Here is a 14,154-nt window from a genome sequence, read left to right as displayed (position 1 = left end):
GGGTGCGACCATGACTGTGCCTGACCTGGTTCCCATTCGGCATGAGCCGAACTATCGAACGTCCACTATCGGCCAGTGGGACGAAGGCCAGTTCTTCGCCCACGTCAGCGGTGTTTTCGCAGGCCGGGACGTCGATGGCCGGGTACTGCGGCGGTGGTACTCCGTGTTGCACGAGTTCGACGCCGCGGGTCGGCACCTGGACTCCCGGATCCGAGCGGCCGGAACGGTCGCCGACGGGGCGGCGAAGGCGCCGATGGTGGAAGCCGCACAGCGGCTCCTCTACGAGTGGCTGGAGGCGCTGCCCGGGCGGCACTTCACGGACATCGCGATCGCCCCGTTCGCCGTGGAGGTCGACGGCACTCTGTTCGGTCTGGTCAGCGAGTGCCACGGGGAATACCCGGAGGGAGAGGAGCAGGACGACTGGGCCGAGTTCTACCCGAACCGGCTCGGGTTCAGCGCGCCGTGGGACGGTTTGTACGACACATGAGAGGACGTGCGCTGTGTCAGCCGGGGGCGGGTGAGGGCGGTCGAGGACCTGGTCGGGTTGCCGGGCGGCCTCGGGTGAGTCGGCGGACCATGATGCCGATCATTGCCCAGCGGATGATGGTTTCGGAGCGGGCCGCGCTGGTCTCGTAGTCTCGGGCCAGGCGTCGGTGGGCGGTGATCCACGACGGCGTGCGCTCAACCGCCCACCGCTTGGGCTGGACCTGGAAGCCGCGCTGACCGGGGTCATTACGCACCATCTCCAGTTCGCGGCTGAGGACCTGGGCGGGTCCAGTCGACCAGACGGTCGGCGAAGCCCTGGTCGGCTCACATCATCCGCACGCTCGGGTGGTGGAGATGAATCGCTTGCGGCCCTTGACCTTCTTGCCCACGTCGAAGCCCCTGGCGGCAGCCGTGACGGTATCTGCTGTGCGGATGGACTGGCGGTCGATCGACCACGCCCTCGCCGCGGAAGTACGCCCATGGGCCTGCCGGACTCGACCACGCAGGGCGGCCAGTCGACTCTCACAAAGATGGTGCTACGGCTCTCCTCCATCGGGCGCCCAGGGCGCACGAACTGATTGTCAGGCTCTGCTTTCCTCGTATCGAGGAGTGGGGGGCTTTTCTCTTGAGCCGTGCCCAAGGACTCCCGGAAGTCGCCGGGGGCCTTCGTCGTTCTTCGGAGGCCGTTCTTTGCCCCTCCGTCCGCTCTTCCCGGCAGCGCCACTTTCGGCGTACCGATCTCGTTGGCTCTTCTCGGCGCTGTCTCCGTGGCAGTCATCGTTGTGCTGTGTGCTGGTATCGCCGTTGTGGCGCTGAACCGGACCGAGTGGCAGATGTCGCCCGGACACTGCTGGGGCTGAGCCACGTCGTATCGGCCCTGTCCGGGCTGCTGCCGTGGGGGCCGGCCGTCTTCGCTTCGCTCCCTCGCTGCTTATAGAGGGACGGACAGCGGACGGACACAGCAGCGTCCGGGCGGTGGCGGCCGGCCACCGTGCGGGCCGTGGGCGTGGCGCACTCTCCATGGGGATTACGGTTTGGCGATCTCTTGCCGGAGCCGGTGGGTGAAGCGGCGCAGGAGGTCCAACGTCTCCCGGAACTCTGCTCGGCGGTCGTCACTGCCGTCAGTGGGCCGGGTGCTCCAGACTCGACGCGCGAGAGTGTCGGCGAGATCGACGGTGTCGTCGGCGCAGAGCAGGTAGAGAGCCGAGCGTGCCTCCTGCAGCCGGTTCGCCAACTCGTTGGCTCCTGGACCGTCGTCACTCAGCCGTGTTTCCTTCAGGTAGTCCAGCAGCTGGACTACGGCCGTGTTGAAGCCGATGCCGGCTTTGAGCTTCTGTTCGCGGAGCCACATACGGTCCTGACGGCGTGCGGTGAACCACGAGCCGAACAGCACACCTATGAGGCCGGTAGCGGCCCCGATGGCCACGGACAGGATGTTCTCCACGGTCAGCTCCCCCGACGACGGACGGCGACGCCAGGCTACAGAGGCCGTCGGAGGCGCCGCGCTCGATGAGCACGCTCGTGTGCCAGGGGTTGGGTCATCCGAAGCATCCTCGGTCCGTGCCGGGGCAGCAGTCAGCACGGCGACGGTCACGGCGAGGGCCAGGCACCGTCGTGGATGGGCACCTTCCTCTGTGGCCGCCGAGATTCCTGCCTCATCTCCTGCTCAAGCCGGTCGGACGGGTTCCCGTGTGTCCCGGTCATGGGGTCCGGGCACACGGGAACCCGTCGGTCCGAGGCATCCGGGCGGGGCTGTCGACTACCCTCGCCGACGCCTCAGCTCGGCAGTTTCCAGTTCTGGGCCGCCGTACCGTTGCAGGTGTACAGCTGGAGTTGGGTGCCGTTCGTGGTCGAGGAGTTGGGGTCGTCCAGGCACAGGTTCGACTCGGGGTTGACCAGCGACCCGTTGGCGCCGGCGGTCCACTGCTGGGCGCCGGTGCCGTTGCAGGTCCACAGCTGGATCAGGGTGCCGTTGGTGGTGCCGCTGTGATCGGCGTCCAGGCATTTGCCGAGGGCCCGGACCGTTCCGTCGCCGGCGACGATCCAGTCCTGGGCGTAGGTGTTGTCACAGCCCCAGATCTGGACGTGGGTGCCGTCGGAGGTGCCGGAGGACGCGTCGTCCACGCACAGGCTGGAGGCCACCGCGGAGGTGAGCGGTCCGATCCGGGGCGATGCCGGCGCCGTGGTGTCCCCCGCGTACGAGGGCGGTGCCGCGGTGGCTGTGGTCGCCCAGGATGTGTTGGCGGCGGTGCCCAGCGTGAAGTCCAGGGTGCCGCCGGCCGTGATCGCCGTGGTGGGAGCGTAGGCGTTGTTCCACGCCGTGCCGTTCCATGCCGCGGACTGGACGTAGGGGGCGTTGTCGGCGGCGCCGTTGCCGTTGACCGTCAACGTGCTGCCCGAGGGGAGGGTGATGACGGCCTGCGTGAACAGCGGTGATCCCAGGGCGAGATCGGAGGTGCCGGGGGTCTCGGGGAACATGCCGAGCGCCGACCACACGTACCAGGCACTCATCGCGCCGAGGTCGTCGTTGCCGTCGGCCAGGCCGCCCGGGGTGTTCGACCAGATCTGGTCCTGGATCGCCCGCACCGTGCCCTGCGTCGTGTAGGGCTGCCCCGTGTAGTCGTACTCCCACGGCAGTTCGATGCTTGGTTCGTTGCCGACCCAGGCGTAGCCGTTGGCGCCGGTGTAGCTGCGCAGCACGGTGTCCAGGTAGTGGTTCATCGCCGTGTTGCCGCCCTTGGCGTGCGCCAGACCGCCGATGTCGAAGGGCACCATCCCGGTGTAGATCCACGAGTCGGCCTCGACCATGTCGGTGCCGCTGGTGGGGTCGAAGCCGCCGGTCCACGCGCCGTTGGCGTTACGGGGTTCCACGAAGCCGGAGGCGGGGTTGAGCACGTTGCGCCAGTCCTGCGCGCGGTTGGCGTACGTCTTCTGGTTCGCGGTGTCGCCGAGCGCTCCGGCCATCGCGGAGATCGCGAAGTCGGCGGTGTCGTACTCCAGGGTGGTGGCCACCGGGCCGTAGAAGTTGCAGCAGCCGTAGCTGCCGTCGTGCGGCATGTATCCGGGCGAGTTCAGGTAGGCGAGGCCGGGGCGGTCGTTGTTGGTCGTGCTCGCCTGTTTGACCATGTCGGCCAGGGCGGTCGTGGCGTCGAAGTTCCGGGCGCCGAAGGCGTGGTAGTCGGCGAGGATGGCGTCCGCCGGATCGCCGACCATGACGTACGACTCGCCGTTGTTCTCCGACCACTTGGGGAATATCCCGGTCTGCGTGTAGTCGTCGACCATCGACTGCGCGGTGTCGGAGGCGACCTGGGGTGCGACCAGGGCTTCGAGCTGGGCCTGCGAACGGTAGATGTCCCAGCCGGAGTAGTTCGCGTACACCGCGCTGTGACCGGCGTCCACGGTGTGTGTCTTCCCGTCGAAGCCGTAGTACTGGCCGTTGGTGTCACTGATCACGTTCGGGTGCAGCAGCGAGTGGTAGAGCGCGGTGTAGAAGGTCTGCTGCTGCGCGGCCGTCCCGCCCGCGATCTGCACCTTGCCGAGCGCGCTGTTCCACGCGTTCTGCGCCGCGGTGCGGGTCGCATCGAAGTCCCAACCACTGTTCTCCGCAGTCCGGTTGGCGACCGCGCCCGCGACCGACACGTAGGAGATGCCGACCTTGGCCTGTACAACCGGGTTGGTCGTGGTGTTGAAGGTGACGTAGCCGTTCGAGGCGGCGGCATCGGGGGCCGCGCTGTCCTCGGCGGACTTCGAGGACTTCGAGGACTTGGTGGACTTCGAGTCCGAGGTGCTGGGGTTCTTGCCGTGCAGCACCGGCTTGTTCGGCTTCTCGGCGGCGTTCTTCGACGCCTTGCCCGGCGTCGGGGAGGGAGCGGTCGACGTCTTCGCGACCGAGCTGCCCTGCGAGGCGAAGGGCTGGTCGAAGACCATGTCGAAGTAGACGGTGTACGTGTTCGCGGCACCGCAGAAGTGACCGCTGGTCACCTGTCCGCTGACCTCGGTGCTCGACACCTTGGTGAACCGTGTCGACGTGGCGCCGTTCTGACTGCCCGTCAACTTGAAGATCAGATTTGCCTGGCTGGTCGAGGGGAAGGTGAAGCGTGCCATACCGCTGCGCGTCGTGGCAGTCAGCTCGGTGGTCACCTGGTTGTTGAGCGCGACCTTGTACGACCCGGCGGACGCCGACTCGTTGGTGTGTGAGAAGGCGTCCGTCGCACCGGTGTTCACGGCCCCCACCGTGGGCAGCACGGGTATGTCACCGGCCGCGCCGCAGCCGGGTCCGGCGATGTGGGTCAGGCTGAAACCGGTGATCGACGAGTCGTTGTACTCGTAGCCCCCGCCATCGGGGCGCGACGGGGTGTCCGGGCTCCACTGCACCATGCCGAACGGGACGTCGGCGCCCGGGAAGTCGTCGGCCTGGTTCGACGTGCCGATGAACGGATTGACCAGAGCCGCCGGAGCGGTGACGAGCGCAGCCTTCCCGGCCGCCCACGCAGGCGTGCACAGCCCGGCCGCGGCCAGCGCCGCGGCGGCGAGGAGACCGATCGCCGCTGTTCCGGGAGGTCTCGACAGTCGTGTCATCACGGGGGTTTCTCCTCTACTCGGAAGCGAGGGCCGGTCGACAACGTTGTCTCCGCGTCGGGAACGCACCCCGGGCGATGAACGGGCTTGCCAAGATGCCTGGATCAGCGATGCTGACAACGTTGTCTGACCGTGGAGACGAGGTGCCTGGAATTCGAGTGCTTCGATGGGCCCCCTAGCGCTGCGGACGCCGGGGGCGCAGGGGAACTCCTCGCGAAGCTAGCCACGAGACAGGGACATGTCAATGATGTTGGCAAGGGGGCCGCACGAGAACGTGCCGACGGCCCGGATCGCGGACCTCAACCGCCGGGCGGGACACCGGACACCCGGCGGCCACCCGATGCCCAGCGCCTCCGGCACGACGTGCGCGTACTGCGCCGTGTCTGCCTGGGCCCACTCGTTGGGGTGCAGGGCGGGGCAGTCGGCCCAGCGCTGCCGACGACCTCCTGGTCTGTGTGCACATCATTTCTGCGGGCCGGCATCACACGACAGAGAGGACGAACCATGCGACGTGGACTGATCGTGGTGGACGTGCAGAAGGACTTCTGCGAGGGCGGCAGCGTCCCGGTGAAGGGCGGTGCGGACCGCGCGGCGGCCATCGCCGAACTGGTGCGGCGTTCGGCGGGCAGCGCGTACGCGCATGTGGTCGCTACACGCGACCACCACATCGACCCGGGTGGTCACTTCTCCGACCGTCCGGACTTCTCGACCTCGTTCCCGGTCCACTGCGTGGTCGGAAGCGAGGGCGGCGACTTCCACCCCGACTTCGCGCCCGTCGCCGCGGACGGCACCGTCGACGAGGTGTTCTACAAGGGCGCCCACTCAGCCTCGAAAAGCGGCTTCGAAGGCTCGACCGAGGACGGGACCCCGCTCGCCGACTGGCTGCACGCCCGCAAGATCGCAGCGGTGGACGTCGTGGGCATCGCCACCGACCACTGCGTGAAGGCCACCGCGCTGGACGGCGTCCGTGCCGGCTTCGCCGTCCGCGTCCTGCTGGACTACACCGCCGGAGTCGCCCCCGACACCACCCACGCGGCCGTCGACGAGATGAGGCACGCGGGCGTGCATCTGACCGGTCGTCCGGTCGTGTTCGCCTGATGGACGAACACCACGCGCCACCCGACACTCTCCGACAAACCTGACCCCCGCTCCGGGCCGCCCCGAACACCCTGCCACCGCCGCCGACGACGACGCAGCGGCGTCGGCGCGGGCGGTCTCGGGCCCAGTAGCCGAGGAAGAGCGGCATGCGCTTCCCCGGCGAGATCCACCGCCCCGAACGCGTGTCTCGCCGCCTGACCCCACTGACCAGGCCGCCCTCGACGGCACAACCAGCACGCCGGGAGAACGCATCCGCCGGCTCACCTCCGCCTTCGTACGAACCCGGATCACAAGTCGGCCATGACGCTCCACCACAACGAACCCGAGCCGAGCCGGGCCTGGTACGGGCGACATGGGTCTTCGGTCGGGGTCGGGGACGGGACGGGGACGGGGACGGGGACGGGGACGGGGACGGGGACGGATGAGAATGCGGCCGACGGGGCTTTTTCGGACGCCTTGCTCGCCAGGTGCGTGCCAGGGCCGCGGGCACCGCGGCTCCAGCACGCACCCGGTGGCATGGAATCGGCTTGATCACGGGCACTGGGCAGGAGGGGTGGGCTTCCTGCCGATCGTGATCGAGACCGCGGATCCCGGGAGCAGCACGGTGCCCGCACTCGGACTCTGCGAACTCACCCGGTTGATGCTGTCGCAGTCGACAACGCTGCCGACACCACCGAGCACGTACCCGGCGGCGGTCAGTGCCTGGCTCGCCCGTGCCTGTGTGTCACCCAGCACGCTGGGCACCGTCGTGACACCGGTGACCGGAGCCGAGACAGCGGCCAGGTTCCTGCTGAATCCGGTGTCCGACGACAGGTCGACCACCGTAACGCCCCAGCTGACGGTCCCGGTCTGACTGATGAACACGGACTGCGATCCGCCGCCGACCGGGAAGATCGTGGTGGAGGGGTCGAATCCCGGTCCGCTGATCACCAGCGCGTCCTCGGCCGTGTTGGCCACGCAGTCCGCGCTCCAACTCACCACGGCGTTACGGCCGTAGACGACTGGTGAGGGCGTCACCGATACCGAGGCGGTCGCGGTGGCCGCGCAGTTCAGTCCGGGATCGTCCGCGTAGGCGGGCGTCACGGCGAAGGCGGTGGCGACCAGCGCCGCCACGACCAGCACCGCCGTCTTGGGCGAGCGTGCGACACGGGCCACCCGGCTCCACAGCGCTGAAGCTGTCCCGGCAGGCACGCGACGATGTGTCGACTTCGATGCTTCTCTCATGAACTCCCCCATGTGCGTCTTCCCTGGATGCGGAAAGCGTGCGGCGCCGTCCGCGGGCTGTCGCTCACCGGTCCGCTCAGCGGAACCGCCAGCGACGGGCTGCGGTGAACGGCGTGGAGGTGGGCTTGTGGAGGTCGTGACCGCGGACCCGCACCACCACGGCTGCTCCGCGCGGCACTTGGGCGGCAACGTACCGGCATCGCGACATGCGCTTCGAGGATGTCACCGCTTCCGGCACGGGCGCCGGGAGCGCGCCGAGCGAAAGTCCGGTGTCAGAGCGGCCCTCTACGATGCCCGGTCATGACCGATGACACGCTCGACTACTCCCGGCCCGGCCCTCTCACTCGCCTGACTGCTGACCAGTTTAGACTCCTCGATGGGCTGCCGGACGACCCGGTCGGAATCTGTTCCGCCGTACAGAACCTGGTCATTCAACCCGCTGACGCCGTCGCGTTCGGGGTACCTGAAGAGCGGCTCGCGGAGAAGAACATCCGGCCGGTGAGCGAGCTGATCGCTGCGCTCACCACGCTCGACCCCGCGCCGCTCTGCCAGACCCGGGCGCCGGAAAAGCGGGTGGTGGGCACGTGCCGCCACTTCGCGACCATTGCCAGTGCGCTCCTGCGTGCGAAGGGCATTCCCTCACGGGCTCGATGCGGGTTCGGCACCTGTTTCCTCGAGGGACGCGGCGTGGACCACTGGATCACCGAGTACTGGAGTGCCGACGACGAGCGATGGGTGCGCGTGGATACCGAGCATCTCGGCCACGGTTACGTCGACTGTCCCGAGGACCTCGCGCCAAGCGAGTTTCTGACCGGCGGCGAAGCATGGATCCGGTACCGCAAGGGTCTGGTCAACCCGCACATGTTCGGGGTCGCCGGCGTCGACTACGCCTGGGGGCCTGCCGAGATAAGCGGCAACGCCGTCCGCGATCTCGCCGCGCTGTGCAAGCGGGAGATGCTGCCCTGGGATGAGTGGGGCCTGATGACCGACGCTTACGAGGGCAAGACAGGCCACGACTACGACCTGCTCATCGACGCTGTTGCCGAGACCTGCGTGGGAGGAGACGCGGCTGCCCTGACCGGCGTGTACGCCGATGAGAACCTCACGGTTCCGCAGCACATGATCAGCTGACGTATCCGCGTCGTCCATCGGATCGAGGCGATCGCCGCCCGACAGGACGAGTGACACCACCGGACCGGCGGTCCCGGACGCCCTGACGGCGGCCCACTGCGGGGAACAGCTGCACCTAGGGGACTCCGACGTGCATTTCTCTTCCATGGACCGCGCTTGGCGTCAGGTGCGGTTCGACCTCGGGGGTCCTCGTGCCGGCTATGGTTGATCGCACCTTGGTGTCGGCGCGTGTCGCCGTGCAACGGTTGTACCAGGGGGAAATAGCGCGTGAGGCTGCTTCGGTTGCTGTTGAATGAGCTGAGCGAGGCTGCTGCTCTTCGACTCCGTCAGGCCGTCAGGCGCACTCAGGCCGTCACCCGTGAACGTGTCGCCACGGGGCGTGGCTCCGAGGAGGCCGATGACGTCGCCGGTACGTTTGCCACGGACAGGCCGGATTTCGCGGCCGGCAGTACGGCGGTGGAGTCGTAGCGGTCGCTGCCCCAGGCGATGACCTATCCGTTCTTCACGGCGAGGGAGTGCAGGTTAGCCGCCGGAGAGGGCGGTGACGCCGGAGGAAAGCGTGGCGGGTACGTCGGTCTGTTGATAGAGGTCGCTGCCCCGCGCGATGACTGCGCCGTTCTTGACGGCCAGCGAGTGGAAGGCACCGGCGGCGATGGCGCTCGCCCCCTGTTTGGCCGCCTCGGGGATGGTGGTCTGTTCGTAGGTGTTGTCCACCCCCGGGAGTGCGCACCGTGTCCGTCGCGTGGCCAAGGCCCCGCGAAAGCCGCGCACGACCCCGCTCCGAGCATCCCTGAGGCCACCAATTCCCTTACGTGACGGGGCGCGTAGGCCGTCTTGTCCCATCCGTCCGCGACGGGCCGCCACGAAGGTGCACCCCGCACCTCGCCGGCCAGGCCCACGGCGGTGGCCCGGCCGGTTGCCGCTGGGCAGACACCCGACGACCGCGCCATGGAGCTCGCCGCCCTGCAACAGGCCGTTGAGCGGGACCGGACGTGAGCGAACTATGTCACTGCCGCACTCGCGTGGCTGCCGGCGCGAGGACCGCAGAGAACGAGCTACCCGATGGCGCGGCAAGCGGCCGGGGCGGTCGCGCATCAAGCACGACTAGCGCGAACTCGAGCACGGCCTGGGCGTGGACCACTTCGGAGGCGGCTCCTCGCCCGGTTGGTACCACCACGCCACGCTCGTCACATCGAGAAGGGCATCCGCCGGGCGGACGCCCCCTCTCCACCGCGCCCTGACGCCCCGGCGGACCTGTGCGGTCAGAACACCTAGAGTTGCGAAGCCCCTCCGTCGACAGGGAACTCCGTTCCCGTCGAGAAGGTCGCGTCGAACGCCAAGTACGCCACCGCGGCGGCCACTTCCTCGGACGTCCCCAGCCGCTGCATCGGGATGGTGCTCCGGTAGGTGTCCTTCGTCGCCTCGACGACGTCGGCGGGCAGCGAGGAGCGGTCCAGGATGCCCGAGTCGATCGGGCCGGGGCTCACGGCATTGACCCGCACCTTGCGCGGAAGCAGCTCGCGGGCCAGGGTGCGCGTCATCGACCGCAGGGCTGCCTTGCTCGCCGAGTAGACACTCAGCGCGTCGAGGCCCAGGACGTTCACCACCGACGTGGTGAGGACCACGCCGCTTCCCTCGCGCAACAGCGGCGCCAACGCCTGCACTGTGAAGTACGGGCCCTTGGTGTTGATGTCGAACAGCTGATCGTACATTTCCTCCGTCGTCGAGCCGAACGGCGCGGACGCAGTGACGCCGGCGTTGACGAACAGCGCGTCCACCGCGCCGAACCGCTCCTGGACCGTGCCGGCCAGCGTCTGGATGTCCTTCAGGGACGCGGTGTCGCTACGGACGGCGATCGCCTTGTTCCCCAACTGCTCCGACGCGGCGTCCAGGGTGGAGCTGGTGCGGCCGGTGATCAGCACGTGCGCCCCACCGTCCGCGAACAACCGGGCCGCAGCCAGGCCAATACCGCTGCTTCCGCCTGTGATCACGATCTTCTTGCCGTCATAAGTGGTCATGCCCTCCAGTCAAATATCCACCCGTACACCATGTCCAAGACCTGTTCCGCATGCCGCCATGTCCCAGGCGTATGGCGGTGTGCGACGTACCCTGGGCGAATGGACGTCGATCTGCGGCTCGTGCGCTATTTCACGGTCGTGGCGGAGTACGGCAACTTCGGCCGGGCCGCCACCAAGCTGCATCTGGCGCAGCCGTCGCTGAGCCGCCAGATCCAGCGACTGGAAGCTCAGCTCGGTGTCCGGCTTTTCGACCGCTCACCGCAGGGCAGCAGCCTCACCGACGCCGGTCAGGCCTTCCTTCCCAGGGCCCGGATACTGCTCCGGGAGGCCGAGCAAGCCGCTCACACGGCCAGGGCCGCCGTCCAGCCCCGTACCATCACCGTCGGCTACGCCGAAGGACTGGTCATCACCGCCTGTGTGCAGGAACTGCGCCGCCGGCACCCCGACGGCCAGGTCCGCACCCGGCACCTCGACTGGCGGGACACGCATGCCCTCGCCGAGGGGCGGATCGACGCCCTCGTCGCATACAGACCCCTGCCCTTGCCCACGGACGGGTTCCGGGTGACCAAGCTCCATGAGGAGTCGCGGGTACTCGTCACGTCGGCGAGTCATCATCTGGCGAACGAGAACCCCGTCAGCCTGCGGGCTCTGTGGGACGAGGAACTGGTGGCCTGCGTCAGCACTCCGGTCGTCTGGAGCACGCCCAAGCCGGTCGGCGACCGCCCGGCACCGCCCCCACCCGCAATCGACGACAGCTACGAGGACAAGCTGGAACTCATCGCCACCGGCCACTGTGTCGCGATCTTCCCTGCCGGCGATCGACGCGCTGCTGTGCGCGAGGACATCGCCCTGGTACCCGTCATCGACATCGATCCCTGCGAGGTCGTGCTCGTCACGCGCGCTGACGACTCCAACCCGCTGCTCGGATCACTGGAAGACGTCGCACGTACGTTGCTCGGCACAGCCTCCCGACGGGAGAGCTAGGAACTGCCGGTCAGCTGACCCCGCTTGCCTCTGCGAGGTGTTCCGTAGGGCTGTCGCCGCGCTGCCCGCGTCAGCCTGGACCAGCTGGACGATCAACGGCCCCCGGTTCTCGCCGGCGGAGGCCAGCAGCATCATCGCGCGCCGATGGCGAACCGAGCTGGTGCTGTCCCGGCGCACGATCTGCGGCAGCTTCTGCCCTTCCTGCTCGGTCAATCTGCGCACACGGACAGGTTCGGCCACCACAGCACTCCCAGCAGTCGGATCGGCCGTCAGCGCACATCCAACCGCGCCCAGGCCGAGCGCGCCCAGCAGCCATCCGTAGGCGTCGCCGCCGCTCTCGCAGGTGTCTTTGCTCAGGAGTGTCCGTCAAAGCGGATCAAGTCCACTTGCTGAATGGGTGAGATGCAGGACCAGCAGGCTCTGGGCGACGGTCTCGACCCCAGGTGCCGACCAGCGACGGGGCCTGACCGCTCACATGACGGCGGAAGTTGGGAACGGTGAGCGCGGCTCCCAGCTGGTGCAGCCGGCCCGACGGCATCGCTGTTGCCGGCATCAGACGGGTCGCCGTCAGAGCAAGCCTTCACGGCTCGAGGTCCGCGGTACGTCTGGCGCCCGCCGCAAGCGCCGCACCACGACCCGGTCCCGGGACCTGACGCGGTCGCGTCGGCCGGCCGATCGCGGACAGGCGGAGTTCACGCTGGAGCGGGTCTCGCAGCGCCAGGTCACCCGTCGGCCCGACGACTTCACCGTCGAGCACAACTCCGAAGTGCCGTCGCGATTCCCGTCCAGGAGAACAGCTTGCTCCGGGCCGGTAGTTGGGGGCGGCGCCCGCGTGACGCAAAGAGCCTGTCGGGTGCTCGGACGCATGCCCTGATGTCGCACCGTCGCGGGCTACCGGACTCGAACCGGCTCAGACCCTGCGGTCACAATCTCGAAGATTGAAACGGATTTCCCATCACGCCTTTGCCCACGACGGCTGATCACAGCCTACGGGCAGCCACTGCCGATGCAGGGGGAACGGTGCCTGGTGTGGCACCGCGTAGGTGCTGAAGTTCCGCGCGTCCGGCCGCGGTCCTGCCGGGACCCGGCCAAGGTCACCGGGCGGGCCGGAGCTTCGTGGTCTGTGCGAGTCACCGGCGAGTGGGGTGTCGGCACGGGACAGGAGGTCGTGCCGGTCCGTATGCGTTTCCGTGGTGGTCAGCGGCGGGTGGGGACCGAGTGGTGCTTGGGCGGTTCCAGGCCGGTCATCAGTTCCGCGAAGGCCTGGGCGGCCGTCGGGGAGGTGAAGAGCCGGTCGAGGCGGGCGCGCGCCAGATTGCGCACGAACGGGCCGGAGCCGGTGTCGGCGCCGGCGTCGTGGACCGTCCGGGTCAGCCAGTGGGAGAACTCCTGGTCGCTCCAGACGCGTCGCAGACAGCGCTGCGAGTAGGTGCGCAGCCCTGTGTCGTCGTGGTCGCGGATGTGGTCCCGGACGGCGCGGGCGAAGAGATCGGCGTCGTACAGGGCGAGGTTCATGCCTTTGCCACCCATGGGGGACACGATGTGGGCGGCGTCCCCGACGAGGAACAGTCGGCCGTACTGCATGGGGTCGTGGACGAGGCTGCGCAGCCGGAAGGACTCGCGGTCGGTGATCGGGCCCGCGGTGAGGGCGGGGTCGGCGAGTCTGGTGCGCAAGGCGTCCCAGACTCGCTGGTCGGGCCAGGCGTCGGGGTGGTCGTCGGGTGGGCACTGGAGGTAGTAGCGGCTGCTGTGCGGCCCGCGGGGGAAGTGTGCGGCGAAGCCCTGCGGGCTGATGGCAAGCAGCGGGTGAGCGGGGGGTGGGGCGTCGGCGAGGACGGTGAGCCAGCCGATGCCGTGGTCGAGGGTGTGGGCGGCGAGGACGCCGTCGGGGACGGTAGTGCGGGTGACGCCGTGGTCGCCGTCGCAGCCGGCGACGAAGGCGCAGGTGATCGCGTGGAGGGCGCCGTCGGTGGAGCGGTAGCGCACGGTCGGACGGTCGCCGGTCAGGTCGTACAGAGAGACGTCGGCCGCTTCGTAGCGCAGGTCGCCGCCGTCGGTGAGATGGGCGGTGGTGAGCTTCTGGACCAGGACCTGCTGGGGGCACAGACGGGCTCCTGGGCCTTCGGAGCCGTCACTGTCGTCGACGAGGTGGCTTTCACCGTCGACCCGGAACTCCAGGATGCCGTCGTGCGGCGGGCCGCCCAGCACCTGGTCGGCCAGCCCCCAGGACTCGAACATCCGGACAGCGCGGCTCTCCACGATGCCGGCGCGCTGCCGCTGGGCGACGTACTCGCGGCTGCGGCGTTCCAGGACGATGCAGTCGATGCCGCATCGGCGCAGCAGGTTGGCGACGGTCAGCCCGGCCGGTCCGGCGCCGATCACCACGACGGTCGTGGATTCCCGTTCCTCGGCCAATTCCCGTTCTCTCATCGTGACTTGGCACCTCCCTGGTCAGCGTAGCCGAGTGCGGCCGGAGGTGGGGCGGTGCGGTCGTGGCGAGGTCCGCGTTTCAGCAGGACCCAGGTCTCGCGGGCGAACAGCCTCGGTCTGCTTCGGTCTGCTTCGGTTCAGGGCACTTGTGAGGACCGGCAGTCGGAGCCAGGTGATGCGGCCAAGGTCGTGTCAGGTGTCGCCC

At 68.7% G+C, this 14,154-nt stretch carries 10 protein-coding genes and 1 pseudogene; 4 read left to right on the top strand and 7 right to left on the bottom strand.

Translation table 11 applies throughout. From position 1 onward, the window contains the following. Positions 1-10 precede the first annotated feature (10 nt). Positions 11-487, top strand: coding sequence for a hypothetical protein (locus ACIRR9_RS43565; protein ID WP_403764293.1), 477 nt, complete (start codon positions 11-13; stop codon positions 485-487). Between the two features lie 1,026 nt (positions 488-1,513). Here the strand turns inward: ACIRR9_RS43565 and ACIRR9_RS43560 are convergent. After that, positions 1,514-1,930 carry a hypothetical protein gene (locus ACIRR9_RS43560; RefSeq protein WP_403764291.1) on the bottom strand — a complete coding sequence of 139 codons (417 nt, stop codon included), beginning with the start codon at positions 1,928-1,930 and terminating at the stop codon, positions 1,514-1,516. A gap of 332 nt (positions 1,931-2,262) precedes the next feature. Then, positions 2,263-5,064: a lectin gene (locus tag ACIRR9_RS43555; protein WP_403764289.1), complete on the bottom strand. Its 2,802-nt coding sequence runs from the start codon at positions 5,062-5,064 to the stop codon at positions 2,263-2,265. A gap of 504 nt (positions 5,065-5,568) precedes the next feature. On the opposite strand from ACIRR9_RS43555, the gene ACIRR9_RS43550 reads away from it, so the two are divergent. After that, complete coding sequence (locus ACIRR9_RS43550) at positions 5,569-6,162, top strand: isochorismatase family protein (protein WP_403764287.1); 594 nt, start codon at positions 5,569-5,571, stop codon at positions 6,160-6,162. A 531-nt stretch (positions 6,163-6,693) separates the two neighbouring features. Here ACIRR9_RS43550 and ACIRR9_RS43545 read toward each other — a convergent pair. Continuing rightward, positions 6,694-7,317 (bottom strand): PASTA domain-containing protein, encoded by a 624-nt coding sequence (locus ACIRR9_RS43545; protein WP_403764285.1) that lies wholly within the window; start codon positions 7,315-7,317, stop codon positions 6,694-6,696. Positions 7,318-7,686: 369 nt separating this feature from the next. On the opposite strand from ACIRR9_RS43545, the gene ACIRR9_RS43540 reads away from it, so the two are divergent. After that, positions 7,687-8,517: a transglutaminase-like domain-containing protein gene (locus ACIRR9_RS43540; RefSeq protein ID WP_403764283.1), complete on the top strand. Its 831-nt coding sequence runs from the start codon at positions 7,687-7,689 to the stop codon at positions 8,515-8,517. 522 nt (positions 8,518-9,039) lie between these two features. On the opposite strand, the gene ACIRR9_RS43535 is transcribed toward ACIRR9_RS43540, so the two are convergent. Both ACIRR9_RS43535 and ACIRR9_RS43530 read right to left on the bottom strand, forming a co-directional pair. Continuing rightward, positions 9,040-9,231 (bottom strand): hypothetical protein, encoded by a 192-nt coding sequence (locus ACIRR9_RS43535; RefSeq protein WP_403764281.1) that lies wholly within the window; start codon positions 9,229-9,231, stop codon positions 9,040-9,042. A 557-nt stretch (positions 9,232-9,788) separates the two neighbouring features. Next, positions 9,789-10,535 (bottom strand): SDR family oxidoreductase, encoded by a 747-nt coding sequence (locus tag ACIRR9_RS43530; RefSeq protein ID WP_403764279.1) that lies wholly within the window; start codon positions 10,533-10,535, stop codon positions 9,789-9,791. A 99-nt stretch (positions 10,536-10,634) separates the two neighbouring features. Here ACIRR9_RS43530 and ACIRR9_RS43525 point away from each other — a divergent pair, with 99 nt between their 5' ends. Next, positions 10,635-11,519 carry a LysR family transcriptional regulator gene (locus ACIRR9_RS43525; RefSeq protein WP_403764277.1) on the top strand — a complete coding sequence of 295 codons (885 nt, stop codon included), beginning with the start codon at positions 10,635-10,637 and terminating at the stop codon, positions 11,517-11,519. 65 nt (positions 11,520-11,584) lie between these two features. Here the strand turns inward: ACIRR9_RS43525 and ACIRR9_RS43520 are convergent. Beyond that, positions 11,585-11,759, bottom strand: a pseudogene (locus tag ACIRR9_RS43520) (IS630 family transposase); the annotation flags it as partial. Positions 11,760-12,716: 957 nt separating this feature from the next. After that, complete coding sequence (locus ACIRR9_RS43515) at positions 12,717-13,949, bottom strand: 4-hydroxybenzoate 3-monooxygenase (RefSeq protein ID WP_403764275.1); 1,233 nt, start codon at positions 13,947-13,949, stop codon at positions 12,717-12,719. Between the last annotated feature and the right edge of the window lie 205 nt (positions 13,950-14,154).

It is taken from the genome of Streptomyces sp. NPDC101234, assembly GCF_044767525.1.
Lineage (GTDB): Bacteria > Actinomycetota > Actinomycetes > Streptomycetales > Streptomycetaceae > Streptomyces > Streptomyces sasae.
Note: the sequence above shows the minus strand (reverse complement) of the source record. Positions and strands in the feature narration are given on the sequence as shown.